This is a genomic window from Pseudomonas sp. HLS-6 (assembly GCF_002753995.1).
Taxonomy (GTDB): Bacteria; Pseudomonadota; Gammaproteobacteria; order Pseudomonadales; family Pseudomonadaceae; genus Aquipseudomonas; species Aquipseudomonas defluvii.
This window is the reverse complement of record NZ_CP024478.1, coordinates 461124-487705: the sequence shown is the minus strand read 5'-3', so window position 1 is coordinate 487705 and position 26582 is coordinate 461124. Positions and strand designations below refer to the sequence as shown.

24 protein-coding genes and 6 pseudogenes are annotated in these 26582 nt (G+C 60.8%); 24 read left to right on the top strand and 6 right to left on the bottom strand.

The annotated features are described in order from the left end of the window. The first annotated feature begins 4 nt into the window (after window positions 1-4). From CS390_RS02155 to CS390_RS02105, 11 genes and pseudogenes are all read left to right on the top strand, one after another. Window positions 5-1009: an aspartate carbamoyltransferase catalytic subunit gene (locus CS390_RS02155; protein WP_065761896.1), complete on the top strand. Its 1005-nt coding sequence runs from the start codon at window positions 5-7 to the stop codon at window positions 1007-1009. Next, entirely contained in the window at window positions 1006-2277 is a 1272-nt protein-coding gene (locus tag CS390_RS02150) for a dihydroorotase (RefSeq protein WP_065761895.1), read from the top strand. Before CS390_RS02155 ends, CS390_RS02150 begins: the two co-directional genes overlap by 4 nt. Before the next feature lie 237 nt (window positions 2278-2514). Further along, a complete protein-coding gene (gene hslV, locus CS390_RS02145) occupies window positions 2515-3045 on the top strand; it encodes an ATP-dependent protease subunit HslV (RefSeq protein WP_065761255.1) in 531 nt (176 codons plus the stop codon). Window positions 3046-3122: 77 nt separating this feature from the next. After that, on the top strand, window positions 3123-4460 hold the full coding sequence (gene hslU / locus CS390_RS02140) for an ATP-dependent protease ATPase subunit HslU (protein WP_099773368.1): 1338 nt from the start codon (window positions 3123-3125) through the stop codon (window positions 4458-4460). 45 nt (window positions 4461-4505) lie between these two features. After that, window positions 4506-4883, top strand: coding sequence for a gamma-butyrobetaine hydroxylase-like domain-containing protein (locus CS390_RS02135; protein WP_065761257.1), 378 nt, complete (start codon window positions 4506-4508; stop codon window positions 4881-4883). A 349-nt stretch (window positions 4884-5232) separates the two neighbouring features. Continuing rightward, a pseudogene (locus CS390_RS02130) lies at window positions 5233-5574 on the top strand (class II poly(R)-hydroxyalkanoic acid synthase); the annotation flags it as partial. Between the two features lie 68 nt (window positions 5575-5642). Beyond that, window positions 5643-7072 (top strand): annotated as a pseudogene (locus CS390_RS02125) (IS1182 family transposase). Between the two features lie 150 nt (window positions 7073-7222). Next, window positions 7223-8572, top strand: a pseudogene (gene phaC / locus CS390_RS02120) (class II poly(R)-hydroxyalkanoic acid synthase); the annotation flags it as partial. Between the two features lie 61 nt (window positions 8573-8633). Next, window positions 8634-9485: a poly(3-hydroxyalkanoate) depolymerase gene (phaZ, locus tag CS390_RS02115; RefSeq protein WP_065761259.1), complete on the top strand. Its 852-nt coding sequence runs from the start codon at window positions 8634-8636 to the stop codon at window positions 9483-9485. Between the two features lie 122 nt (window positions 9486-9607). Beyond that, a complete protein-coding gene (gene phaC / locus CS390_RS02110; RefSeq protein ID WP_099773367.1) occupies window positions 9608-11290 on the top strand; it encodes a class II poly(R)-hydroxyalkanoic acid synthase in 1683 nt (560 codons plus the stop codon). Window positions 11291-11303: 13 nt separating this feature from the next. Further along, complete coding sequence (locus tag CS390_RS02105; RefSeq protein WP_065761261.1) at window positions 11304-11918, top strand: TetR/AcrR family transcriptional regulator; 615 nt, start codon at window positions 11304-11306, stop codon at window positions 11916-11918. A 67-nt stretch (window positions 11919-11985) separates the two neighbouring features. Here the strand turns inward: CS390_RS02105 and CS390_RS02100 are convergent, their stop codons facing one another. The 3 genes from CS390_RS02100 to CS390_RS02090 form a co-directional block, all read right to left on the bottom strand. Next, window positions 11986-12741, bottom strand: coding sequence for a phasin family protein (locus CS390_RS02100; RefSeq protein ID WP_099773366.1), 756 nt, complete (start codon window positions 12739-12741; stop codon window positions 11986-11988). Window positions 12742-12751: 10 nt separating this feature from the next. Beyond that, on the bottom strand, window positions 12752-13174 hold the full coding sequence (locus CS390_RS02095) for a phasin family protein (RefSeq protein ID WP_065761263.1): 423 nt from the start codon (window positions 13172-13174) through the stop codon (window positions 12752-12754). Window positions 13175-13361: 187 nt separating this feature from the next. Next, window positions 13362-13637 carry a polyhydroxyalkanoic acid system family protein gene (locus CS390_RS02090; RefSeq protein WP_065761264.1) on the bottom strand — a complete coding sequence of 92 codons (276 nt, stop codon included), beginning with the start codon at window positions 13635-13637 and terminating at the stop codon, window positions 13362-13364. Window positions 13638-13767: 130 nt separating this feature from the next. Between CS390_RS02090 and ubiE the strand changes: the two genes are divergently transcribed. From ubiE to CS390_RS25565, 13 genes and pseudogenes are all read left to right on the top strand, one after another. Then, window positions 13768-14538, top strand: coding sequence for a bifunctional demethylmenaquinone methyltransferase/2-methoxy-6-polyprenyl-1,4-benzoquinol methylase UbiE (gene ubiE / locus CS390_RS02085; RefSeq protein WP_065761274.1), 771 nt, complete (start codon window positions 13768-13770; stop codon window positions 14536-14538). Continuing rightward, the gene (locus CS390_RS02080) at window positions 14538-15161 is read left to right on the top strand and encodes an SCP2 domain-containing protein (protein WP_065761265.1); all 624 of its coding nucleotides are present in this window, start codon (window positions 14538-14540) and stop codon (window positions 15159-15161) included. The genes ubiE and CS390_RS02080 overlap by 1 nt, the downstream gene beginning before the upstream one ends. Next, the gene (gene ubiB, locus CS390_RS02075) at window positions 15158-16765 is read left to right on the top strand and encodes a ubiquinone biosynthesis regulatory protein kinase UbiB (RefSeq protein ID WP_099773365.1); all 1608 of its coding nucleotides are present in this window, start codon (window positions 15158-15160) and stop codon (window positions 16763-16765) included. The genes CS390_RS02080 and ubiB overlap by 4 nt, the downstream gene beginning before the upstream one ends. A gap of 72 nt (window positions 16766-16837) precedes the next feature. Next, complete coding sequence (gene hisI / locus CS390_RS02070; RefSeq protein ID WP_065761267.1) at window positions 16838-17230, top strand: phosphoribosyl-AMP cyclohydrolase; 393 nt, start codon at window positions 16838-16840, stop codon at window positions 17228-17230. A gap of 1 nt (window position 17231) precedes the next feature. Beyond that, on the top strand, window positions 17232-17573 hold the full coding sequence (locus CS390_RS02065) for a phosphoribosyl-ATP diphosphatase (protein WP_065761268.1): 342 nt from the start codon (window positions 17232-17234) through the stop codon (window positions 17571-17573). Between the two features lie 17 nt (window positions 17574-17590). Further along, on the top strand, window positions 17591-17848 hold the full coding sequence (locus tag CS390_RS02060) for a twin-arginine translocase TatA/TatE family subunit (RefSeq protein ID WP_065761269.1): 258 nt from the start codon (window positions 17591-17593) through the stop codon (window positions 17846-17848). Between the two features lie 3 nt (window positions 17849-17851). After that, on the top strand, window positions 17852-18238 hold the full coding sequence (tatB, locus tag CS390_RS02055; RefSeq protein WP_099773364.1) for a Sec-independent protein translocase protein TatB: 387 nt from the start codon (window positions 17852-17854) through the stop codon (window positions 18236-18238). Next, complete coding sequence (tatC, locus tag CS390_RS02050) at window positions 18235-19026, top strand: twin-arginine translocase subunit TatC (RefSeq protein ID WP_065761271.1); 792 nt, start codon at window positions 18235-18237, stop codon at window positions 19024-19026. The genes tatB and tatC overlap by 4 nt, the downstream gene beginning before the upstream one ends. After that, window positions 19023-19730 (top strand): 16S rRNA (uracil(1498)-N(3))-methyltransferase, encoded by a 708-nt coding sequence (locus tag CS390_RS02045; protein WP_065761272.1) that lies wholly within the window; start codon window positions 19023-19025, stop codon window positions 19728-19730. Before tatC ends, CS390_RS02045 begins: the two co-directional genes overlap by 4 nt. A 78-nt stretch (window positions 19731-19808) precedes the next feature. Further along, window positions 19809-20870: pseudogene (locus CS390_RS25580) on the top strand (methyl-accepting chemotaxis protein); the annotation flags it as partial. Beyond that, entirely contained in the window at window positions 20853-21725 is an 873-nt protein-coding gene (locus CS390_RS25575; protein ID WP_371917220.1) for a methyl-accepting chemotaxis protein, read from the top strand. The pseudogene CS390_RS25580 and the gene CS390_RS25575, both read left to right, overlap by 18 nt. A gap of 236 nt (window positions 21726-21961) precedes the next feature. Beyond that, window positions 21962-23062, top strand: a pseudogene (locus CS390_RS25570) (methyl-accepting chemotaxis protein); the annotation flags it as partial. Then, window positions 23045-23795 (top strand): annotated as a pseudogene (locus CS390_RS25565) (methyl-accepting chemotaxis protein); the annotation flags it as partial. The pseudogenes CS390_RS25570 and CS390_RS25565, both read left to right, overlap by 18 nt. 183 nt (window positions 23796-23978) lie before the next feature. Here CS390_RS25565 and CS390_RS02030 read toward each other — a convergent pair. From CS390_RS02030 to CS390_RS02020, 3 genes are all read right to left on the bottom strand, one after another. After that, on the bottom strand, window positions 23979-24713 hold the full coding sequence (locus CS390_RS02030) for an amino acid ABC transporter ATP-binding protein (protein WP_065760652.1): 735 nt from the start codon (window positions 24711-24713) through the stop codon (window positions 23979-23981). After that, window positions 24706-25668, bottom strand: coding sequence for an amino acid ABC transporter permease (locus CS390_RS02025; RefSeq protein WP_065760651.1), 963 nt, complete (start codon window positions 25666-25668; stop codon window positions 24706-24708). The genes CS390_RS02030 and CS390_RS02025 overlap by 8 nt, the downstream gene beginning before the upstream one ends. Window positions 25669-25742: 74 nt before the next feature. Next, the gene (locus CS390_RS02020) at window positions 25743-26540 is read right to left on the bottom strand and encodes a transporter substrate-binding domain-containing protein (protein ID WP_176717448.1); all 798 of its coding nucleotides are present in this window, start codon (window positions 26538-26540) and stop codon (window positions 25743-25745) included. Window positions 26541-26582: the final 42 nt, after the last annotated feature.

The window sequence follows — 26582 nt, the reverse complement described above, 5'->3', positions numbered from 1 at the left end:
CGCGATGACGCCAATCGACGCCAAGCGCCCGCTGCAGCTCAATGATCAGGGCCAGCTGCGCCACTTTCTCTCGCTCGACGGTTTGCCCCGCGAACTGCTGACCGAAATCCTCGATACCGCCGACTCCTTCCTGGAAGTCGGTGCCCGGGCCGTGAAAAAGGTCCCATTGCTGCGCGGTAAAACCGTGTGCAACGTGTTCTTCGAGAACTCCACCCGTACCCGTACCACCTTCGAGCTGGCTGCCCAGCGACTCTCGGCGGACGTGATCACCCTGAACGTGTCGACCTCCTCGACCAGCAAGGGCGAGACGCTGTTCGACACGCTGCGCAACCTCGAGGCCATGGCGGCCGACATGTTCGTGGTCCGTCATGCCGACTCCGGTGCTGCACACTTCATTGCCGAGCACGTGTGCCCGGACGTGGCGATCATCAACGGTGGCGACGGCCGCCACGCACACCCGACCCAGGGCATGCTCGACATGCTGACCATCCGTCGGCACAAGGGCAGCTTCGAGAACCTCTCGGTGGCTATCGTTGGCGACATCCTGCACTCGCGGGTCGCCCGCTCGAACATGCTCGCGCTGAAAACCCTGGGCTGCCCGGACATCCGCGTGATCGGCCCGAAAACCCTCCTGCCAGTGGGCATCGAGCAGTACGGCGTGAAGGTCTACACCGACCTGGAGCAAGGCCTGAAAGACGTCGACGTGGTGATCATGCTGCGCCTGCAACGTGAGCGCATGCAGGGTGGCCTGCTGCCGAGCGAGGGCGAGTTCTACCGCCTGTTCGGCCTGACCACCGCACGCCTGGCCGGCGCCAAACCGGACGCCATCGTCATGCACCCGGGGCCGATCAACCGTGGGGTCGAGATCGAATCGGCCGTGGCCGATGGTGCCCACTCGGTCATCCTCAATCAGGTCACCTACGGCATTGCCGTGCGCATGGCCGTACTGTCCATGGCCATGAGCGGCCAGACCGCACAACGTCAATTCGAGCAGGAGAACGCCCAGTGACCCTCAGCATTCTCGGCGCCCGGATCATCGACCCGGTCAGCGGCCTGGACCAGGTCAACGACCTGCACATCGACGCGGGCAAGATCGTTGCAATCGGCGCCGCCCCGGCCGGCTTCAACGCTGCGCGCAGCCTGGATGCCCAAGGCCTGGTGGCTGCGCCGGGCCTCGTCGACCTCAGCGTCGCCCTGCGTGAGCCGGGTTACAGCCGCAAAGGCACCATTGCCAGTGAAACCCGTGCTGCTGCAGCCGGTGGCGTCACCAGCCTGTGCTGCCCGCCACGGACCAAGCCAATACTGGATACCTCGGCAGTCGCCGAGCTGATTCTCGACCGCGCCCGTGAAGCCGGACATGCCAAAGTGTTCCCGATCGGCGCCTTGAGCAAAGGCCTGGAAGGCGAGCAACTGGCTGAACTGATAGCCCTGCGAGATGCGGGCTGCGTGGCCTTCGGCAATGGCCTGAGCGGCTTTGCCAACACTCGCACCCTGTGCCGCGCGCTGGAATACGCCGCCACCTTCGACCTGACGGTGATCTTCCACTCCCAGGACCGCGACCTGGCCCAGGGCGGCCTCGCCCATGAAGGCGCAATGGCCAGCTTCCTCGGCCTGCCGGGTATTCCCGAAACCGCCGAGACCGTGGCGCTGGCGCGTGACCTGCTGCTGGTTGAACAAACCGGCGTGCGCGCACACTTCAGCCAACTGACCAGTGCCCGCGGCGTCGAGCTGATTGCCCAGGCCCAGGCCCGGGGCCTGCCCGTGACCGCCGATGTCGCCCTGTACCAGTTGATCCTCACCGATGAAGCGCTGGTGGACTTCTCCAGCCTTTACCACGTCCAGCCACCGCTGCGCACCCGGGCCGACCGCGAAGGCCTGCGCGAGGCCGTGAAAGCCGGTGTAATCCAGGCCATTTCCAGCCATCACCAGCCTCACGAACGTGACGCCAAGCTGGCACCGTTCGGCGCCACCGAGCCAGGTATCAGCAGTGTCGAACTGCTGCTGCCGCTGGCCCTGACGCTGGTCGAAGACGGCCTGCTGGACCTGCCAACCCTGCTCCAGCGCCTGTCCAGCGGCCCGGCGCACGCCTTGCGCCTGCCGGTTGGTGAACTGAAGGTGGGGGCAGCAGCCGACCTGGTGCTGTTCGATCCGAAGGCCTCGACTGTCGCGGGCGAACAATGGCGCTCCAAGGGTGAAAACTGCCCGTTCATCGGCCACTGCCTGCCAGGCGCCGTACGTTACACCCTGGTCGACGGGCATATCAGCCACGAAGCCTGAGCCTGCTGACACCTCAGGCTGCTGAAGAACCCCCGCTTTTTAGCGGGGGTTCTTTTTTAAGCCAACGACAGCGTAAGACCGTAGCGCCCCCTGACCGACTCGCCTGAGACGGCACATGGGAAGCCGGCAAGACCCGCCAGCAAAACAACCGCTCATCCGTAGCAGTTGAAATACCCGTCATCACCCCCATATGAGTCTGCATCGGCATTTTCGCCCCGCTGCGTGGAGACTCTCCCCTTGACCACCATCGTTTCAGTACGTCGCCACGGCAAAGTCGTCATGGGCGGCGACGGCCAGGTTTCTCTCGGCAACACCGTGATGAAAGGCAACGCGAAGAAAGTTCGTCGCCTGTACCACGGCCAGGTGCTCGCTGGCTTCGCTGGCGCCACCGCCGATGCGTTCACCCTGTTCGAGCGTTTTGAAGGCCAGCTGGAAAAGCACCAGGGCCACTTGATCCGCGCGGCCGTCGAACTGGCCAAGGAGTGGCGTACCGACCGCTCCCTGAGCCGCCTGGAAGCCATGCTCGCGGTCGCTAACAAAGATGCCTCGCTGATCATCACCGGCAACGGTGACGTGGTTGAGCCGGAAGATGGCCTGATTGCCATGGGCTCCGGCGGCAACTTTGCCCAGGCCGCCGCACGCGCGCTGCTGATGAAGACCGACCTGTCGGCCCGCGAAATCACCGAGACGGCCCTGGGTATCGCCGGCGATATCTGCGTGTTCACCAACCACAACCTGACCATCGAGGAAGAGGACCTGGCGGAGTAACCAGCTGTTCTGGCGCCCAGCATTTCATCGCTGGGCTTTTCCACGCTGAACTCATCGTTAAAGGACCACCTATCACCATGTCCATGACCCCCCGCGAAATCGTCCACGAACTTAACCGCCATATCATCGGCCAGGACGATGCCAAGCGCGCCGTCGCCATTGCCTTGCGCAACCGCTGGCGCCGGATGCAGCTGCCTGCTGAGCTGCGCGTCGAAGTGACCCCGAAGAACATCCTGATGATCGGCCCGACCGGCGTCGGTAAAACCGAAATCGCCCGGCGCCTGGCCAAGCTGGCCAACGCACCGTTCATCAAGGTCGAAGCGACCAAGTTCACTGAAGTCGGCTATGTGGGCCGAGACGTCGAGTCGATCATCCGCGACCTGGCCGATGCCGCCATCAAGCTGCTGCGCGAACAGGAAATGGTGCGCGTACGCCATCGCGCAGAGGACGCCGCCGAAGAGCGTATCCTCGACGCCCTGCTGCCACCGGCCCGCACAGGTTTCAACGAAGACGCCGCCCCGAGCCAGGACTCCAACACCCGTCAGCTGTTCCGTAAGCGCCTGCGTGAAGGCCAACTGGACGACAAGGAAATCGAGATCGAAGTCGCCGAGGCGATGGGCGTCGACATTTCTGCGCCGCCGGGCATGGAAGAGATGACCAACCAGTTGCAGAACCTGTTCGCCAACATGGGCAAGGGCAAGCGCAAGAGCCGCAAGCTCAAGGTCAAGGAAGCCCTGAAGCTGGTGCGCGACGAAGAAGCCGGGCGCCTGGTCAACGAAGAAGAACTCAAGGCCAAGGCCCTGGAAGCCGTCGAGCAGCACGGCATCGTGTTCATCGACGAAATCGACAAAGTCGCCAAGCGTGGCAACGTCGGCGGTGCCGATGTATCCCGTGAGGGCGTGCAACGCGACCTGCTGCCGCTGATTGAAGGCTGCACGGTGAACACCAAACTGGGCATGGTCAAGACCGACCACATCCTGTTCATCGCCTCGGGTGCGTTCCACCTGAGCAAGCCAAGCGACCTGGTTCCCGAACTGCAAGGCCGCCTGCCGATTCGTGTCGAACTCAAGGCCCTGAGCCCGCAAGACTTCGAGCGCATTCTCAGTGAGCCACATGCGTCGCTGACCGAACAGTACCGCGAACTGCTGAAGACCGAAGGCCTGAACATCGAGTTCACCCCGGAAGGCATCAAGCGCCTTGCCGAGATTGCCTGGCAGGTCAACGAGAAGACCGAGAACATCGGTGCCCGTCGCCTGCACACGCTGCTGGAGCGTCTGCTGGAAGAGGTGTCGTTCAGCGCTGGCGACCTGGCCAGTGCCCACAGCGAAACACCGATCCAGATCGACGCCGACTACGTCAACAGCCATCTGGGCGAATTGGCGCAGAACGAAGACCTGTCTCGTTATATTCTGTAAGCCTCACCCTCTTACAGGCAGGGCCGTTCGCGGCCCTGATCGCTTATGACTCGACTCCCCACCGCAATCAATCTGCACAAAGCCTCCAAGACCCTGAGCCTCAGCTATGGGCCCAACGAGGTCTACCACCTGCCCGCCGAGTTCCTGCGCGTGCACTCCCCCTCCGCCGAGGTCCAGGGCCACGGCACCCCCATCCTGCAATTCGGCAAGCTCGGGGTCGGCCTGAGCGCGATCGAACCGGCCGGCCAGTACGCACTGAAACTGACCTTCGATGACGGCCACGACAGCGGTCTGTTCACCTGGGAATACCTGGAGCAACTGTGCCTGCGCCAGGAACAGCTCTGGGCCGAGTACCTGGAGGAACTGGCCAAAGCCGGCAAATCCCGCGACCCTTCCGAGTCTGTCATCAAACTGATGCTCTAATCAGGCACTCTTGCGTTTTAGAGCGCATTTTCTAATTTGATCTGCTTGAATGCCTCTGCACAGCCAATGGATGGCTGGCGTGCGCAACACCTTAACGTCGGGTTACCAATGGATCTGGCAAGTTCCCTGCATCGGTTTTTTTGCAGGCTCTAGTCGAGATGCCGAAGTCGCGAGCGAGCGCAGGCTGTCTTCTCACGCAAAGACCACCCGCACGACGCGCCTTCGTTTTCATCCAGACACGCTGTACGCAGTTCGTTATCACTGGTCACCCGAGCAGTAGTACCGGCCTCTCCTGTGCCACCGCCACAGCCAAAACCGGTACTCGTCTCAGGACAACGGAGCGTCGTAGATGAGCAACAAGAACAACGATGACCTGCAGCGCCAAGCCTCGGAAAACACCCTGGGCTTAAACCCTGTAGTGGGCTTGCGCCGTAAGGATTTGCTGACTTCTGCCCGTATGGTGCTGCGCCAGGCCATCCGCCAGCCGCTGCACAGTGCCAAGCATGTCGCGCACTTCGGCATGGAACTCAAGGATGTCCTCTTCGGGAAGTCCAGCTTGCAACCGGAGAGCGATGATCGTCGCTTCAACGACCCGGCCTGGAGCCAGAACCCGCTGTATCGCCGCTACCTGCAGACCTACCTGGCCTGGCGCAAGGAATTGCACGACTGGATCGGCGACAGCAATCTGTCCAGAGTGTGTAAAAACGCACCGGTAAACCCTTGCTATGATTTCCGAGAATCTCAGCGTATGGGACGCCCATGAAACGGTTTATCCAGGGTGAACACCGAGGTCAAAGCACCTTACTTCCCGAAAGCCTCGACGACTACGTCAGCGATACCAATCCGGTTCGGGTGGTTGACGTTTTCGTCGATGAACTCGACCTAGCCACGCTAGGTTTTGATGGCGTCATTCCAGCCGAAACCGGAAGACCGGCTTACCACCCTTCGATCCTGCTGAAGATCTATATCTACGGCTATCTAAACCGCATTCAATCGAGCCGGCGTCTTGAGCGAGAAGCTCAGCGCAACGTCGAACTCATGTGGTTAACCGGGCGATTGATGCCCGATTTCAAGACCATCGCCAACTTCCGAAAAGATAACAGCAAGGCCATTCGCGGCGTCTGCCGCCAGTTCGTTTTGCTCTGCCAGCAGTTGGGGTTGTTTGGCGAAAACTTGGTTGCCATCGACGGCAGCAAATTCAAGGCAGTGAACAACCGTGACCGCAATTTCACCAGCGCCAAACTGAAGCGGCGTATGGAAGAAATCGAGGCGAGCATCAGCCGTTATTTGGCTGTGCTCGATGCGGCTGATCGACAGATTCCTAGCGCCTCCGCGCCAGACACTGCCAGCCTGGAAGATAAGATTGCCAAGCTAAAGCGCATATGAAAGAGCTTCAAGGGATCGAAACTCAGCTCAACGATTCCCCTGATAAACAGGTTTCGCTGACCGACCCGGATGCCCGTTCGATGATGACGCGCGGCAGCGGTATCGTCGGCTACAACGTGCAGACGGCTGTCGATACGCAGCACCACCTGATCGTTGCTCACGAGGTCACCAACAGCGGTTCAGACCGCGACCAACTCAGTTCAATGGCGAAGCAGGCTCGTGAAGCCATCGGCGCAGAAACGCTGTCCGTGGTGGCTGACCGAGGCTACTTCAAGGGTGAAGAGATCCTTGCCTGTCACGACGCAAACATCACGGCCTACGTGCCTAAGCCAATGACTTCAAGCGCCAAGGCTGATGGCCGATTCAATAAAGATGCCTTCGTGTATGACCCGACGAAAAACGAATACACCTGCCCGGCGGGAGAGGCACTGATCTGGCGATTCTCCAGCGTTGAGAAAGGCATGAATATGCACTGTTACTGGAGTTCTAAGTGCCAGAGTTGTGCGCTGAAAACCCAGTGCACACCAAGCACAAATCGTCGAGTAAGGCGCTGGGAGCATGAAGCAGTGCTGGAGGAAATGCAGCGCCGGTTGAACCAAGCACCAGAGATGATGCGGGTTCGAAAACGGACTGTTGAGCATCCCTTCGGTACGCTCAAGCAATGGATGGGCGCAACGCACTTCCTGACCCGAAAGCTGAACGGGGTGAGTGCGGAGATGAGCTTGAATGTGCTCGCCTACAACTTGAAACGGGTGATGAAAATCATCGGCACCGAAGGCCTGTTGAAGGCGATGACGGCGTAAAAGCCCCAGCTTTTGCTGCTCCAAGAGGTGCCAAAGCGCTTCATAAACGCTCTGACGCGCTATTGGCGCTGATCGCGGCTATTTGCTTGGGAAACCGCCTCGCCCAGGAACACTGGGCTGAGGCACCCAAGATGCGAAAGTGTTTTTACACACTCTGTGTCGGAACAAGACATCAGCCGTGGCCACTTCGTCATCAACCTGATGACCGAAGCCATGGCCCCGACCAATACGGCTGCCAACCCGGCTGCGGTGAAGCGCTTTTTCGAAACGGGCGGCAAGAGCCTGCTGGATGGTTTGTCCCACCTGGCCAAGGATCTGGTGAACAACGGCGGCATGCCCAGCCAGGTCAACATGGACGCCTTCGAGGTTGGCAAGAACCTGGGCACCACTGAAGGCGCCGTGGTGTTCCGCAACGAAGTACTGGAACTGATCCAGTACCAGCCAACGACCGAGCAAGTGCTTGAACGCCCGCTGCTGGTGGTACCGCCGCAGATCAACAAGTTCTACGTCTTTGACCTGAGCCCGGAGAAAAGCCTGGCACGCTTCTGCCTGCGCTCCAACGTGCAGACCTTTATCGTCAGTTGGCGAAACCCGACCAAGGCTCAGCGCGAATGGGGCCTGTCGACCTACATTGATGCACTGAAAGAAGCCGTCGACGCCGTGCTGGCGATTACCGGCTGCAAAGACCTGAACATGCTCGGCGCCTGCTCCGGTGGGATCACGTGCACCGCGCTGCTCGGCCATTATGCGGCGCTGGGCGAGAACAAGGTCAATGCCCTGACCCTGCTGGTCAGCGTACTCGACACCACCCTCGACAATCAGGTCGCACTGTTCGTCGACGAGCAGACCCTGGAAGCCGCCAAGCGACATTCCTACCAGGCCGGCGTACTGGAAGGCCGCGACATGGCCAAGGTATTCGCCTGGATGCGGCCCAACGACCTGATCTGGAACTACTGGGTCAACAACTACCTGCTGGGCAATGAACCTCCCGTGTTCGACATTCTGTTCTGGAACAACGACACCACGCGCCTGCCGGCTGCCTTTCACGGCGACCTGATCGAAATGTTCAAGAACAACCCATTGACCCGCGCCGATGCACTGGAAGTGTGCGGAACCCCTATCGACCTGAAGAAGGTCACCAGCGACATCTACAACGTAGCCGGTACTGCCGACCACATCACACCATGGCAGTCCTGCTACAGATCCGCACAGCTGTTCGGCGGCAACGTGGAGTTCGTGCTGTCCAATAGCGGCCATATCCAGAGCATCCTCAACCCGCCAGGCAACCCCAAGGCACGCTACCTGACGGGAGGTGAGCTGTTGCCACAGGCCAGCGAATGGCAGGAAAACGCCATCAAGCACCCAGACTCCTGGTGGCTGCACTGGCAAAACTGGCTGACAGAGCGCTCGGGAGAGCTGAAAAAAGCACCGACCCGCCTTGGCAGCAAGGCCTATAGCGCAGGCGAAGCCGCACCGGGCACCTACGTTCACGAGCGTTGATACACCCGCCGCCGTGGCCTGCCGAGGGGCACGGCGCTTTATCCATCACAGGGGCTCGCGCATGCCGCAACCGTACGTTTTCAGAACTGTCGATCTGGATGGCCAATCCATCCGAACGGCAGTTCGCCCCGGCAAATCGCACTTGACGCCCTTGCTGATCTTCAACGGCATTGGGGCCAACCTGGAACTGGTGTTTCCATTCATCCAGGCGCTGGACCCGGACCTGGAAGTGATCGCCTTTGACGTGCCCGGTGTCGGCGGCTCCTCCACCCCGCGCCGCCCGTACCGCTTTCCTGGCCTGGCCAAACTCACCGCACGCATGCTCGACTACCTGGACTATGGCCAGGTCAATGTCATCGGGGTTTCCTGGGGTGGCGCCCTGGCGCAACAGTTCGCCCATGACTACCCGGAACGCTGCAAGAAACTGGTACTGGCGGCGACCGCTGCCGGTGCGGTCATGGTCCCTGGCAAGCCCAAGGTGCTGTGGTTGATGGCCAGCCCGAGGCGCTACATACAGCCCTCCCATGTCATCCGCATTGCCCCGGACATTTATGGCGGCGCATTTCGCCGCGACCCGGACCTGGCCTTGTCACACGCGGCCAAGGTGCGCTCTTCGGGCAAGCTGGGCTATTACTGGCAACTGTTCGCCGGCCTTGGTTGGACCAGCATCCACTGGCTGCACAAGATCCAGCAGCCAACCCTGGTGCTGGCCGGTGACGACGACCCCTTGATCCCGCTGATCAATATGCGCCTGCTGGCCTGGCGAATTCCCAATGCCCAGCTACACATAATCGACGACGGCCATCTGTTCCTTGTCACCCGGGCCGAGGCCGTCGCACCGATCATCATGAATTTCCTCCAGCAGGAGCGCCAGCGGGCCGTGATGCATCCTCGGCCTGCACCTGGCGGTTGAGCGGTGCCCTGGCCTGTCGCTTGCGTGCGTGGCAGAAAGGCTCCGCCAGAACCGCGAAGCGCAATTGGTGCCGCACTTGCATGGATGAGTGTGTTGATGGCTTGACGACGGAGTGTTGCCTGATGAAAGACAGACCCGCGAAGGGCGTACCACCGGCCCCCGCCACCTATATCAACGCGCAGAACGCGATCACCGGATTGCGCGGCCGCGACTTGATCTCGACCTTGCGCAGTGTCAGTCGCCATGGTTTGCGCCACCCGCTGTACACAGCCAAACACATGCTGGCTCTGGGCGGACAGTTGGGTCGGGTGCTGCTGGGCGATACGCCTCATCAACCCGGCCCTCGCGACGAGCGCTTCAACGATCCGACCTGGCGCCAAAACCCTTTTTATCGGCGTGGCCTGCAGGCCTACCTGAGCTGGCAGAAGCAGACAAGCCAGTGGATCGACGGCAGCCAACTGAGCCATGACGACCGCGCCCGTGCGCACTTCCTGTTTTCACTGATCAACGATGCCCTGGCCCCGAGCAACTCACTGCTCAACCCGCTTGCGGTGAAGGAGCTGTTTAACACCGGCGGCCTGAGCCTGCTGCGTGGCCTGAACCATCTGCTTGATGACCTGCGGCACAATGACGGGATGCCCCGGCAGGTCAACCGGGAGGCCTTTGAGGTCGGCAAGACACTGGCCACCACACCCGGCGCCGTGGTGTTTCGCAACGAACTGCTGGAGCTGATCCAGTACAAGCCGATAAGCGAGAAACAGTACGCCCGGCCCTTGCTGGTGGTGCCCCCTCAGGTCAACAAGTTCTATATCTTCGACCTCAGCCCGCACAACAGCTTCGTCCAGTACATGCTCAAGAATGGCCTGCAGGTGTTCATGATCAGCTGGCGCAACCCTGACCCGCGCCACCGTGAGTGGGGCCTGTCCAGCTATGTGCAGGCCCTGGAAGAAGCCACCAACGCCTGCCGAGCCATCAGCGGCAGCCGAGACGTGAACCTCATGGGGGCCTGCGCAGGTGGTTTGACCATGGCCGCGCTACAGGGCCATTTGCAAGCCAAGCGCCAGTTGCGTCGGGTACACAGCGCCACCTACCTGGTGAGCCTGCTCGACAGCCAATTCGACAGCCCGGCCAGCCTCTTCATCGACGAACAGACCCTGGAAGCCGCCAAACGACGCTCCTACCAGCACGGTGTGCTCGACGGGCGCGAAATGGCCCGCGTGTTCGCCTGGATGCGCCCCAACGATCTGGTCTGGAATTACTGGATCAACAATTACCTGCTGGGCAAGTCGCCACCGGCGTTCGATATCCTCTACTGGAACAACGACAGCACCCGCCTGCCCGCCGCGCTGCACGGCGACCTGTTGGACTTCTACAAGCACAACCCGCTAGCCCACGCCGCTGGCCTGGAAGTGTGCGGCACCCCCATCGACTTGCAGAAGGTTACGCTCGACAGCTTCACCGTGGCCGGCGACAACGACCACATCACCCCATGGGATGCGGTCTATCGCTCGACCCTGCTGCTCGGCGGTGAACGGCGCTTCCTGCTGGCCAACAGCGGGCATATCCAGAGCATCATCAACCCGCCGGGCAATCCCAAGGCCTGGTTCATGGAAAACCCGAAACTGAGCAGTGACCCACGCGCCTGGTTCTATGACGCCAAGCAGGTCGATGGCAGCTGGTGGCCGACGTGGCTGGAATGGATACAGAAACGCTCCGGGACGCAACGCGAAACCCTGAATGTACTCGGCAACCCAAACTTTCCCCCCATGGACCCCGCACCCGGCACCTACGTGCAGGTGCGCTGAACAAGAAGAACGGATGAAAACCCGCGACCGTATCCTTGAGTGTGCCCTGCAACTGTTCAACCAACAGGGTGAACCCAACGTCTCGACTCTGGAGATCGCCAATGAAATGGGCATCAGCCCGGGCAACCTGTATTACCACTTCCATGGCAAGGAGCCCCTGGTACTCGGGCTGTTCGAGCGTTTCGAGGAAGAACTGACGCCGCTGCTCGATCCACCGGTCGACCTGCGCCTGGATGCCGAGGACTACTGGCTGTTTCTGCACCTGATCGTCGAACGCATGGCCCAGTACCGCTTCCTGTTCCAGGACCTGTCGAACCTGGCCGGACGCCTGCCACGCCTGGCACGCGGCATCCGCAACCTGCTCAACGCGCTCAAGCGCACCCTCGCCGCCCTGCTGTCCAGCCTCAAGGCGCAAGGCCAGATCAAGGGCGACACGCGCACCCTCGGCCAATTGGTCGAGCAGATCACCCTGACCCTGCTGTTCTCGATGGATTACCAGCGCATCCTGGCTCGCGACAGCCAGGTCGGCATCGTCGTCTATCAGGTGATGATGCTGGTCGCACCGCACCTTGAGCCTGCGCCACGGCATGCGGCCGAACAGCTCGCGCTGCGTTATCTGGACGATTGACAGCCTCACCGGCCAGAACTGAAAACGCCCGGCACACAGGCCGGGCGCTTGTCGACAGCCGCCTCGATCAGGCCTGGCTGGTAGATGCCGGGGTCGCCGACGGCGTACCGCTGACCGGGGCTGGCGCCGCGCTTGCTGCTGGCGTGGCGGCCAGTGCGGCGTTCACGGTTTCAGCAGGCTTGGTCGCCGGTGCCTTTTTCACGGCCGGTTTTCTTGCCACGGGCGGCTTGGCAGCAGCAGGCTTGGCCGCGGCTTTTGCAGCTGCAGGCTTGGCAGCCGGTTTAGCCGCTGCAGCCTTGGCTACGGGTTTGGCTGTAGATTTGGCAGCGGCTTTCGGCGCGGCCTTGGCCAGTGGCTTGGCGGCAGTGGCAGGTTTGGCCGCAGCAGGTTTGGCCGAAACCGACTTGACCGAGGCGCCGGTGAGCTTCTCGATCTGCTTGGTCAGGGTATCGACCTGCTGATGCAGTGCCTTGACCTCATTGCGGCTAGGCACCCCCAGACGCGAAATCGCACTATTCAGGCGCTTGTCGAAGGCTTCTTCGAGCTCGCTCCACTTGCCCAGCGCCCGCTCCTTCACATCGCCAACCCGTGATTTCGCGGACTTTGCCGAACTCTTTGCAGCATCTACCTGCTCGTCGACCCGGGTCTTGGCCTGCTTCTCGGCTTTCTCGCCATCCTTGACCAGGGTTTCGAACAACTTACTGCCATCGTTGCTGATCTTTGAGTAAGCGCCCAAGCCTGCCAGCCAGATCTGACGGGAGTACTTTTCGACCTCGCCGACCCAGGAGCTGCCTTCTTTTTCTACTTTCTTCTTGCCAGCCATCCCGCTCTCCTTAGTGTTTACGTGCAACGTGTTCGAGCAATGCTGTCAGCTCATCGAGCTTGGCAGAAAGTGTCTCCACGTCATGTTTAGACGGAATGCCGATACGATTCAAGGCGCTGGCGACGCGCGTGTCGAATGCCTTCTCGATTTTATCGAGCTGCACTTCGACCTTGCCTTTGACGCCACTGATCTCATCCTTGACCGAATCGATCTGGCTGTTGGCCGCATCGAGCTCATGGTCGATACGCTTTTTGCCGCGTTTTTCGATACCTTCGCCCGCCTTGACCAACTCTTTCAAATAGTCGGCACCTTCCTGCCCGACCCGGGCATAGGCTCCCAGGCCTGCCAGCCAGATCTTGCGCGCGTAGCCGCGCACCTCACCCAGCGTGCCGCTCTGGGCATGCTCTTTTTGCTTCAGGGAAACCTTGGCCATGCTCTGCACCTCACGTTGATCGCGGAAATGGAGAAACTGCCCACGAGGTCGGGGCTTGTGCACAAGGTAGGGGGAAAAATTAGAATGCTCACCCTAAGGCGAGATAACCGCACTACGCCTTTCGCGGCAAAGCCAGCGCCTGTGACAATGACAGGTACCGGCGTTGCAGGCGAAGAGCACCGAGATGTCAGGCCAGGGCCTTGTCCAGCGCCCGTTCGATTTCAGCCTTGATGGTCCCGCCCATCATCGACAGCATCATCCCCAGTTTCAATTCGACACGAATGCTGTCGTCACCGATCTGAATGCTGCCATTGGCGCCACTGCGCTTGACCTGGACAGTGTCGCCTTCCCACTGTGCCTTGAGGTCATACTCCCGGGCCAGGCGCTCCACCAGGGCTTCGGCCTTCTGCCGGGCCGCCTCGCGGCCTAGGCTGTGTCTACGTTCAACGCTGATCTGGGTCATTCAATCAATCCTGGCTAAGAAGGCATACTGGCGGCCTATATTAGCCCGCCCCCCTCCTGCGACACAGCCCGCCAAGACAAATCACGCCGCACGCCCTAGAATGGCGGTAATTTTTTCCGGTGACAGCGATATGAACGATCAGCGCAAAGGCGAAAACGCCGAAACCACCACTCACTTCGGCTACCAGAGCGTGCCGGAAAGCCAGAAGGCGGAAAAGGTCGCTGAGGTTTTCCACTCGGTGGCGGGTAAGTATGACTTGATGAACGATGTGCTTTCCGGCGGCATGCACCGCCTGTGGAAGCGCTTCACCATTGAACTGTCGGGCGTTCGCAGCGGTAACCGCGTCCTCGACATCGCCGGCGGTACCGGCGATTTGACCCGCAAGTTCTCCCACCTGGTCGGCCCGACCGGTCAGGTCGTACTGGCCGACATCAACGCCTCGATGCTCAAGGTCGGGCGTGATCGGCTGCTCGACCTGGGTGTGGCTGGCAACGTCGAGTTCGTCCAGGCCGATGCCGAAAAGCTGCCCTTCCCGGACAACCATTTCGACTGCGTCACCATCGCCTTCGGCCTGCGCAACGTCACCCACAAGGAAGACGCCCTGCGCTCCATGCTGCGAGTGCTCAAGCCCGGTGGCCGTCTGCTGGTGCTGGAGTTCTCCAAGCCGACCAACAAGGTGATGTCCAAGGTTTACGATGCCTATTCGTTCGCCTTCATGCCGCTGATGGGCAAGCTGATCACCAACGACGCCGAGAGCTACCGCTACCTGGCCGAATCGATCCGCATGCACCCGGATCAGGAAACCCTCAAGGCGATGATGGTTGAAGCCGGTTTTGACCGCGTGACCTATCACAACATGACCAGCGGCATCGTTGCCCTGCACCGCGGCATCAAACCCTGATGTTGCTGAGCGGCCTTCTCGCCAGTGTCGAACACGGGGTCAACCGTGTTTTGCGCCTGGACAGCACGGCACTACCACGCCTGGCACGGCTCGAGGGCAAGGTAATTGCCATCGACTGCCGCCAGCCAGCGCTGCAGTTGTTCATCCTGCCCAGCGATGAAGGCCTGCTGTTCGCCGCGCATTGGGCAAACGACGCCGACTGCACCCTGCGTGCACCGGCTTCAAGCCTGATGCGCCTGGCCATGAGCAAGGACAAGACCGCCGTGCTGCACAGCCCGGAGGTCGAACTCGACGGTGACAGTGGAGCACTGCTGGACCTAGTCGCAGTGCTACAAGACCTTGAACTGGACTGGGAGTATGAAGTCTCCCGCTGGCTCGGGCCGGTGGCCACGCAACTGATCAGCGGTCACCTGCGCAGCCGCGCCCAGTGGACCCGCCAAGGCCTCTCCAGCCTCAACCAGAACATCGCCGAGTACCTGGCCGAAGAGGCCCGGACACTGGTTGGGCAGCGCGAAGCAGAGGTGCGCTTCAGCGAGCTCGACACACTCAAAGTCGATATAGAACGTCTCGAGGCGCGTATTGAGCGCCTTGCCCGATCCCTTGAATCCAGCGATAACGCATGAAGCTGCTTGCCGTCCGCCGTCTGTTGCGCATCCAGCGCGTCGTAATCCGCTACCGTCTCGATGACCTGCTGTTCGCCCTGCCGTTGCCCTGGTGGCTGATGGCGCTGCGTTTCGTCATGCCGTGGCGCTGGCTGCCACGCAAGCCCGTGGCGTTGAGCCGTGGCGCACGCCTGCGCCTGGCGTTGCAGGATCTGGGGCCGATCTTCATCAAGTTCGGTCAGTTATTGTCGACCCGCCGCGACCTGCTGCCCGAAGACATTGCCGATGAGCTGATGTTGCTGCAGGACCGCGTACCGCCGTTCGATCCGCAAAAAGCCATCGCCATGATCGAGGAACAACTCGGGGCGAAAATCAGCGAAGTGTTCAGGCGCTTCGACGTCGAGCCCTTGGCTTCGGCCTCTGTGGCCCAGGTACATGCGGCGCAGCTGAAAAGTGGCGAAGAAGTGGTGGTCAAGGTCGTACGCCCGGGCCTCAAACCCATCATTGCCCAAGACCTGGCCTGGCTGTTCCTGATTGCCCGTGCCGCCGAGCGGCTCTCATCCGACGCTCGCCTGCTGCACCCCGTGGAAGTGGTCAGCGACTACGAAAAGACCATCTACGACGAACTCGACCTGTTGCGCGAGGCAGCCAACGCCAGCCAGCTCAAGCGCAATTTCGAAGGTTCGGAAATGATGTACGTTCCGCAGGTGTACTGGGACTGGTGCCGGCCGAAAGTGCTGGTCATGGAGCGCATCTACGGCATTCAGGTTACAGACCTGGCGACCCTGGCCGATCAGCGCACCGACATGAAGATGCTCGCCGAGCGCGGCGTCGAGATCTTCTTTACCCAGGTATTTCGCGACAGTTTCTTCCATGCCGACATGCACCCCGGCAACATCTTCGTCAGTACCGTGAAGCCGTGGAGCCCGAAGTACATCGCCATCGACTGCGGCATCGTCGGCAGCCTGACCCCCGAGGACCAGGACTACCTGGCGCGCAACCTGTTCGCGTTCTTCAAGCGTGACTACCGCCGCGTCGCGCAATTGCATATCGATTCGGGCTGGGTGCCTGCGCACACCAAACTGAACGAGTTCGAGGCGGCGATCCGCACCGTGTGCGAACCGATCTTCGAGAAACCGCTGAAGGACATCTCCTTCGGCCAGGTACTGATGCGCTTGTTCCAGACGGCCCGGCGTTTCAACATGGAAGTCCAGCCTCAGCTGGTACTGCTGCAGAAAACCCTGCTGAACATCGAGGGCCTGGGCCGTCAGCTCTACCCCGAGCTAGACCTGTGGAGCACCGCACAGCCGTTCCTGGAGCGCTGGATGCGTGATCGCGTCAGCCCGAAATCGTTGCTGCAGAACCTGCACAACCAGGTTGAACAGGTACCCCATCTGGCCGGTATGGCCCGCGACCTGCTCGAACGCCTGTCGCAACCGCATGCCAGCGAGCAATCACCGGCCCGGCGCCAGAACACCGACAGCTGGGCGCTGCGCCTGTTGGGCGCCGGCCTGCTCGCCGGTGGCGCAACCCTCGCCGCGGGTGCCATCAGCCTCAGTGCTCCCGCGGCCTGGCCGGCCTGGCTGATGCTCGCCGCCGGGCTCTACCTGATCGTGCGTCGATAGCCAGCCAGGCACCTGGCTGGCAAACTAGCGAAAACATTCGACATAAGATCGAGTGTGGTTTTGGAGTTTTTCATGAAAGACTGGCTGGACGAGATCAACTGGAACAGCGACGGTTTGGTACCGGCGATCGCCCAGGACCACAAGACCGGGCGCGTACTGATGATGGCCTGGATGAACCGCGAAGCACTGACCCTGACTGCCGCTGAGCAGCGTGCCATCTACTGGTCGCGTTCGCGTGGCAAACTGTGGCGTAAGGGTGAGGAGTCGGGGCACGTGCAAAAACTGCACGAAATGCGCCTGGACTGCGACGCCGACGTGATCATCCTGATGGTCGAGCAGTTGGGCCATATCGCCTGCCATACCGGCCGTGAAAGCTGCTTCTATCGTGTCTTCGAGAACGGCGAATGGAAAACCGTCGACCCGGTTCTGAAGGATCCACAAGCCATCTACAGCGCAGGACACTGACATGAGCGACACCCTGACCCGTCTGGCCGAAGTGCTGGAGGCGCGCAAAGGCGCAGCACCCGACAGCTCCTACGTCGCCAGCCTGTACCACAAGGGCCTGAACAAAATCCTGGAAAAGGTCGGCGAAGAATCGATCGAGACTATCATTGCTGCCAAGGATGCTGCTGCCAGTGGCGACTACAGCGATGTCATCTACGAAACCGCAGACCTGTGGTTCCATAGCCTGGTAATGCTGGCCTCGTTGGGACAGCACCCCCAAGCGGTACTGGACGAACTGGACCGTCGCTTTGGCCTGTCCGGGCATGCCGAAAAAGCTGCGCGCAAGCCAGATCTGACTGAATAAATTCGAAGGAGTGCACCATGGGTATTTTTGACTGGAAACACTGGATCGTACTGTTGGTCGTCGTGGTGCTGGTGTTCGGCACCAAGAAGCTGAAGAACTTCGGCAGCGACCTGGGCGAATCGATCAAGGGCTTTCGCAAGGCCATGAACGAGGAAGACAAGCCCGCCGACGCAGCGCCTGCCCAACCTACCCAGGCACACTCATCGCAAACCATCGACGGCCAGGCACACAAGGTCGAAGAACCCGTCCGGCAAGAACCGGTCCGGAAGGACTAACCCATGTTCGGGATCAGCTTCTCCGAGCTGCTGCTCGTCGGCCTGGTTGCCTTGCTGGTACTTGGCCCAGAACGCCTGCCCGGCGCGGCGCGCACTGCGGGCCTATGGATCGGGCGGCTCAAGCGCAGCTTCAATTCAATCAAGCAGGAAGTGGAGCGTGAGATCGGCGCCGACGAAATTCGTCGCCAGTTGCACAACGAGCACATCCTCTCGATGGAGCAAGAAGCACGCAAGATCCTCAATCCGCAGAGCGTAGCGCCCCAGCCTTTCCAGCCACCGGCTGAAAGCAGCCCCGCACAGCCAGCGCCGAGCCTGACGCCAGCTGCCACGGACGCACCGGCTGCGCCTGCGCCTCTCAACGATTCGCCACAACCGCCGCGAGCCCCATGAGCGATATCCCGGAAAACGACCAGCCAATGCCGCTGGTTTCACACCTCACTGAACTGCGCACACGCCTGTTGCGTTGTGTTGCGGCCATCTTCCTGATCTTCGCCGGGCTGTTCTCCTTCGCGCAGCAGATCTACACCTTGGTGTCGGCGCCGTTACGCGCACACCTTCCGGCCAACGCAACGATGATCGCCACCGATGTGGCCTCGCCGTTCCTGACGCCGTTCAAGCTGACCATGATCGTCTCGCTGTTTCTGGCGATCCCGCTGATCCTGCATCAGATCTGGGGGTTTATCGCGCCCGGCCTGTATCGCCACGAAAAGCGTATCGCCGTACCCCTGCTGGTATCGAGCATCCTGCTGTTCTATGCCGGCATGGCCTTCGCCTACTTTTTGGTGTTCCCACTGATTTTCGGCTTCTTTGCCAGTGCGACACCGGAAGGCGTCTCGATGATGACGGACATCGCCAGTTATCTGGACTTCGTCATGACCCTGTTCTTCGCCTTCGGCGTTGCCTTTGAAATTCCGGTGGCGGTGGTGCTGCTAGTCTGGATCGGCGTGGTCGACGTCAAGTACCTGAAGAAGATACGCCCTTACGTGATCATCGGCTGCTTCGTCGTCGGCATGATCCTGACCCCGCCAGACATCTTCTCGCAGACGCTGCTGGCAGTGCCCATGTGGCTGCTGTTCGAGATTGGCGTACTGTTCGGCGGCCTGATCCGCAAGCGCAGCGAACACCCTGAGGCACCGGAGCAAGACCACAACGACCAGCCGCCAGCGACCCAAGCGTGAACCTGCTGTTACTTGAGGAAGCCGACTTCGTTGCGGCTGACCGGGTGGTGCTGGGCGACCGCCGCTTTACCCACATGCAGGAAATTCACCGGGTAGCGGTCGGTGACAACCTGCGGGTTGGCCGCCTTGGCGGGCAAATGGGCCAGGCTCAGGTATTGCGACTGGAAGGGCATGAGGCAGAGTTGCAGGTCACCTTCGACCAGCCGCCACCGGCCAAGCTGCCGCTCACCCTGGTGCTGGCACTGCCTCGTCCCAAGATGCTACGCCGGGTGTTCCAGACCATTGCAACCATGGGCGTACCGAAACTGATACTGGTCAACAGCTACCGGGTCGAGAAGAGTTTCTGGCAAACGCCGTTCCTTGAGCCCAACGCCATTCGCGAGCAGTTGATTCTCGGCCTTGAACAGGCACGCGACACCATGCTGCCCGAAGTGATCATCGAGAAGCGCTTCAAGCCGTTTGTCGAAGATCGCCTACCAGCCATCAGTGCCGGCACCCTCGGGCTGGTCGGTCATCCCGGTAATCACCCCCACTGCCCACGCGGCCTGAACGAGCCGGTAACCCTGGCCATTGGCCCGGAGGGTGGCTGGATCCCCTATGAAATCGATCTACTGAACAAGGCCGGCCTGACGCCGGTACAGCTCGGTGACCGAATCCTACGCGTGGAAACGGCAGTAACCGCATTGCTCGCCAGACTTTTCTGACTTCAGGTTCAATGATCGAGGCCGATGCATTGGCATTAGAACAATGAATCGCCTCGACCGCTGGCAAGGAGTCGCACCATGTACCGTTGGTTCTCCCATCAACTCGGCAATCTCAGCGTTAACCTGAAACTCGGGATTGGCTTTGGCGTGGTGCTGCTGTTAACCCTGATCATCACCTTCACCGGCTGGCAGGGCTTGCAGGGGGTTATCGACCGCGGCGACAAGCTTGCAGCAATCTCCCGCGTGAGCCAGCAGACCCAGGAGCTACGCAATCAGCGCCTGAACTATGAAAAAGAGCGCACGGCAGAGGCAGCAGCCAATGTAGAAAAAGCCTTGGCGGCCCTGGATGACAACCTGCAGCAGGTGCGCAAGCGCATCAACGACAGCCAGGACAAAGACCGCCTCGGTCGCCAGATCGATGCCGTAGCCGAGTACCAGCGAGCCTTTACCGACCTCAAACAGGCGGCACAAGATCGCGAGCATAGCCGTGGGCAACTGGGTACGAGCGCTGACCGCGCTGCCGGCCTGCTCGAGCAGATTGAGCAGCAATTGCTCAAAAGTGAAAGCTTGAGCCAGTTCAACAGCGCAATGACCGTTGACAAGTTGCTGCAGAATGCGCGCTTTCAAGTGCGCGGCTACACCTACAGCGGCAAGCCAGAGTTTGAACAAACCGCCACCGCCGCCATCGATCAGGCCGCAGCCCAGCTCAACGCCCTGATCGACAAATTGCCGACCGAGCACACTGAGTCACTGACCAACGCCGGCCAGGCGCTAGCCGGCTACCGAGCAGCCGTTGGCCTCTACCGTGACGCCCAATTGGCCAGCGAACACGCCCTGCAGCGCATGGCACAGCAGGGCCAGGTGTTGCTCGACCTGAGTCGCGAGCTGACGCTGTCGCAAACCCAGCAGCGCGATGACGAGTCGCAGCACGCCAAGCTGATGCTCACACTCGCCACAGGCCTGGCACTGCTGCTGGGTGTTATCGCCGCCTGGGTCATCACGCGACAAATCATCGTACCCTTGCGCCATACGCTGGCCGTGGTCGACCGTGTTGCCGACGGCGACCTGAGCCAACACCTCAACGTCGAGCGCAGCGACGAACTGGGCCAGTTGCAACGCAGCATGCAACGCATGACCCACAACCTGCGCGAACTGATCGGTGGTATCGGCGATGGGGTTACGCAGATTGCCAGCGCAGCCGAACAGCTGTCGGCTGTCACTGAGCAGACCAGCGCTGGGGTCAACAACCAGAAGGTTGAAACCGATCAGGTCGCAACGGCCATGAACGAGATGGCCGCAACCGTGCAGGAAGTGGCACGCAACGCCGAGGAAGCCTCCGAAGCGGCGGTAATGGCCGACCAGCAGGCCCGCGAAGGAGATCGGGTGGTGGGCGAGGCCATCGCCCAGATTGAGCGCCTGGCGACCGAAGTGGAACACTCCAGCGAAGCCATGAGCCAGCTCAAGACCGAAAGCGACAAGATCGGTAGTGTCCTCGACGTGATCAAGGCCGTGGCCCAGCAAACCAACCTGCTAGCCCTCAACGCAGCCATCGAGGCTGCCAGAGCAGGTGAAGCCGGGCGTGGTTTTGCCGTAGTGGCCGACGAAGTGCGCAGCCTGGCACAACGCACACAGCACTCGACCGAGGAGATCGAAGCGTTGATCGCCAGCCTGCAACACGGCACCCAGCAAGCGGCCAGCGTGATGGACAGCAGCCGCGGCCTGACCGAAAGCAGCGTCGAACTGACCCGTCGTGCCGGCACCTCGCTGGAGACGATCACCCGTACCGTGTCGTCCATCCAATCGATGAACCAGCAGATCGCAGCCGCGGCAGAACAACAGAGCGCCGTGGCAGAAGAGATCAACCGCAGCGTGATGAATGTGCGTGACGTCTCTGACCAGACCTCCGCTGCCAGTGAGGAGACCGCAGCCTCCAGCGTCGAGCTGGCGCGCCTGGGCACTCACCTGCAGACGCTTGTCGGCAAGTTTCGCCTGTAGTCATTAAACACCCTGTAAACGCGCGCCGCCCCTGGCTTTCTGGCCTCGGGCGGCGCGCGCATGTATGAATGAAAGAAAAGCCCTACAAATAACGTAAAAAACTCCAATTTCACGCAAACTTAGGCGAAATTTCCTACATCACTCACAGGTTCAGGTCCTCGTTCTCCGGCCGATGAGCACAATGGCCGCGCCTCCCCCTTCAGGTGCGAAGCCCTTCATCATTCAGGAGAACCGCCATGTTCGGACCCTTGTCCCGCCTGCTTAGCAACCTGAGCGTCAAGCTCAAACTCGCCGCCGGTTTTGCCATGGTTCTGTCGCTGACACTGGCCATAACCCTGTTCGGTTGGACCGCGCTGGGTGATGCCATTGAGAGCTCAAAGCGACTGTCCAGCATTGCCCGACTCAGTGAGCTCAACAAGGATCTGCGCGCCGAGCGCATCACCTTCCGGGTGTTGGCTGACGATGAGAGCAAGGGCCAGGTACTCAAGGCCTTGAACGACATGCAGCACATGCTGGAACTCATGCTGCCGCAGTTCGACGACCCCGTAGAACTGAAATTGCTGAACGACGAGCAACAGCTCGTGCACACCTACCAGCGCGACTTCGACACCCTGCAAAAAGCCGTCACGTTGCGCATGACGCACTTTCAAGCGCTGGAGGTTCAGGAGCAGCAAGTTCTCGACACGATTGATGCCATCGAGAAGCAGCTCCTGCTCCTGCAGGATATGGAGCATAACCAGACGGCTCGCTCCAAGGCGCTGAGGTTGCTGGAGAACCTGGGCCGGCAGATCGACAATGTCAGCCAGCAACGTCAGGTGCCAGCCTACATGTCCAACCCTACCAGCGCCTTTGCCAATGTCGGCAAGCAGGCAATGACCGCTGCCGAGTCGGCACTCGGTCAGTTGGGTACGGCACTGGCTCAACTCCAGCTGACGGACACCTCGGCACTGCAGGCGAGCGGCTCAGCGCTGAGCCGCTATGGCCAGGCGCTGGATCAGTACCGTAATGCTGCCATTGCAGTCGAAAATGTACAGAATGATCTGGAAACCCTTGGCAAGCAGATGCGTGAAGTCGGCCAACGCCTGACAGACCATCAACTCAGTGTTCAAGAGCAAGAGGCAAACACCGCGCAAGCCGCCCTCAGCAGCGTCTCCGCGCTGGCACTGCTGGTCGGCATTCTGGCTGCGTGGATTATCACCCTGCAGATCACCACGCCCCTGCGACACACCCTTGAGCTGGCCGCACGGATTGCTCAGGGCGACCTGAGCGGCGATAGCGAGGTGACGCGCCGGGATGAAATGGGCCAGTTGCAACGCAGCATGCACCGCATGACCTTAAGCCTGCGCGAGTTGATCGGCGGTATTGGTCATAGCACTTCCCAGCTGTCGGACGCCGTACAGACGCTTTCGGCCGTAGCCGCTCAGACGCACGGCGGTGTCAGCAGCCAGAAGGAAGAAACCGATCAGGTGGCGACCGCCATGAACCAGATGGCCGCAACGGTACAGGAGGTGGCTCGCAATGCCGAACAGGCTTCGGCTGCAGCCTGTGATGCCGACCATCAGGCCCAACTGGGCGATCAGGTCGTCGCGGAAGCCGTCGCACAAATCGAACAGCTGGCGGATCAAGTCAACCGTTCAATCCAGGCAATGGGCAAGTTGGCGCAGGAAAGCGAGCGCATTGGCAGCATTCTGGATGTGATCAAGTCGGTCTCGGAGCAGACCAACCTGCTGGCACTCAATGCCGCCATTGAGGCTGCCCGGGCAGGTGAGGCTGGACGAGGCTTCGCCGTAGTTGCCGATGAGGTACGAGGGTTGGCACAACGCACCCAGCAGTCCACCGAGGAAATCGAGGAACTGATCGCCAACCTTCACAACGGTACCGCTCAGGTCGTTGAACTGCTCGACAGCAGCAGGAACCTGACCCAGGACAGCGTTGCCCTCAGCAGAAAAGCTGGCGCGGCCCTGGCCCAGATCGCTCACAGCGTCTCGAACATCCAAGGCATGAACCAGCAGATCGCGACAGCCAGCGAAGAGCAAAGCGCAGTCGCCGAGGAGATCAACCGCAACGTGATCAATGTGCGCGATGTTGCCGAGGAAACCGCATCGGCCAGCACACAGATCACCCGATCGAGTGTGGAGCTACAGAAACTGGGCAATCAATTGACGACGATGGTCGGCCGATTCGGCATCTGAGCCTTGCGCAAGGAATGACCCGAGCATGGGGGCTGGCGAACCAGCACCCATGACACAAGCGCTACAGCACCTGGCGCAGGAACGCCTGGGCACGCAGGTCCTTTGGCGAGGTAAAGAACGCCTCGGGTGGCGAGTCCTCCAGCAGCTTGCCGTGATCGAAGAACAGCACCCGGTCCGCGACTTCGCGGGCAAAGCCCATCTCGTGGGTGACGCAGACCATGGTCATGCCTTCCACAGCCAGGGTCTTCATGACGTCCAGCACTTCACCGACCATTTCCGGGTCGAGTGCCGAGGTCGGCTCGTCAAACAACATCACCTTCGGGTCCATCGACAGTGCCCGGGCAATCGCCACGCGCTGCTGTTGGCCACCCGAGAGCCTGGAGGGGTACTCGTTGGCCTTCTGACCGATACCGACCTTCTCCAGCAATGCCCGCGCCTTGGCCTCGCGCTCCTGCTTGCTGCGCTTGCGCACCACCTTCTGTGCCAGGCACAGGTTCTCCAGCACGGTCATGTGCGGGAACAGGTTGAAGTGCTGGAACACCATGCCGACTTCACGGCGATAGGCGTTGATGTCGGTCTTCGGGTCGTTCAACTGCAAGCCGTCAATGGCCACCGAGCCCTCATCAAAACTTTCCAGGCCATTGAGGCAGCGCAGGAAGGTCGACTTGCCCGACCCCGAAGGACCGAGCACTACCAATACTTCGCCCTTGGCTACGTCGGTGCTGACGTGGTCGACAGCTCGTACCACCTGACCACGGGTATCGAAGACTTTTACCAGATCGCGAACTTCAATCACTTTGCGCGAGCCTCCGCTCAAGCCGGCTGGCGAAATGCGACAGCGGCAGGTTGATCAGCAGGTACAGGCCGGCAACGCAGAACCAGATCTCGAAGGTCGAGAACGAGGTAGTAATTGCCTCACGGCCACTTTTGGTCAATTCGGTGATTGCAATGACCGAGACCAGCGACGTGTCTTTGACCAGGCTGATGAATTGCCCTGCCAGCGGCGGCAGGACACGTTTGAATGCCTGTGGCAGCACCACATGGCGCATCGACTGGCTCGCACTCAGCCCCAGCGAGCGGGCGGCTTCACTCTGGCCACGGGCAATCGACTGAACCCCCGCACGCACGATCTCGGCCACGTAGGCACCGGTAAACAGCGCCAAGGCTGCTACCCCGGCGAACTCTCGAGACAGGTTGAGCACCGTGCCGATGAAGAAATAGAAAATGAAGATCTGCACCAGCAACGGCGTACCACGCACCAACTCGACGTACACCGTCGACAGGTCGCGCAGGGTCGGGTTGTTCGAGAGCCGACACAAACCGGCCACCAGGCCGACCAGCAGGCCCAGCACACCGGAGGCCAGCGAAATCCATACGGTGGTCCACAGGCCCCAGGCCAGCGGCCCTGCGGTCCAGTGCCGAGTGACACCCACCAGATCGCCTTCAGCAACATCGTCGCCCTTGGACAGCTGCAGGCTGTTCTGCTCGACGTCCAGCACCTGTTCGCCGCCGTCTTCGTCGCGCAGGGTGACCTTGGCCATGCTGCCCTGCTGCACAATGGCTTCGACCTTGCCGTAGCCGGCCGCGCGCTGCGCTTCTTCAGCCTGGTAAGCGAAATACTGTGGCACCCGACTCCAGCGCCACTCGTAGGAAATCACCGAGGTCGCGTAATACAGGCTGACGGCCAGGCCGACCAACACCAATGCGGTCAGCCCGTGCCAAGGCCACTGAGCTTTCTTGTGTTTAATCACGAAAGGTAGTTCCGTAAAAGCGAACGCGCAGGGCTAGCCTGCGCGTCAGGTTTCAAGCCAGTCGAACGACGGCCTTATTCCATGTCCTTGAGCCAAGCGGTGTCTTTGAACCACTTGTCATGGATACGTTTGTAAGTGCCGTCGTTGTGGATCTGGTGCAGGTAGTTGTTGATCCAGTTGATGCTGTCGTAGTCGCCTTTCTTCAGGCCGAAGGCCAGCGGCTCATAGGTGAACGGCTCGTCCAGGAACAGCAGCTTGCCAGCACCGGCCTTGTTCACCGCAACCACGTTGTAGGGGGCATCGTAAATGAACGCATCGGCTTTGCCGTTGACCACGTCCATCACGGCTTCCTGCTCGTTGTCGTAGCCGTGATACTTGGCTTTGCCGATCAGCTTCTTGGCGACCAGTTCACCGGTAGTCCCCACCTTGGAGGTGATACGGTACTCGTCGGTGTTCAGGTCTTTGTACGACTTGACCTTGTCTGCGAGCTCCTTGCGGATCAGCAGGGTCTGGCCGACCACGATGAAGGGTTCGCTGAAGTTCAGACGCAGGTTGCGTTCCTGGGTCAGGGTCATGCCGCTGCCGATCATGTCGAACTTGTCGGTCAGAAGCGCCGGGATGATACCGTCATAGCTGGTGGACACCAGCTCCAGCTTGACGCCCATGGCCTTGGTCATGGCCTTGAGCAGGTCGACTTCGAAGCCGATGATTTCGCCACGCTTGTTGGTCATCTCGAACGGCATGTAGGTAGGGTCCATACCCACGCGCAGGGTGCCGCGCTTGACTGCGTCGTCAATTGCCCCGGCCTGGGCCGTTGCCACTGTAGCCAGTGCCGCGACGCCGGCCAGCAGCATCGACAGGTACTTTTTCATCATCACCAGATCCCCCAACAGGAAAGCTCGAATTTTATTGTG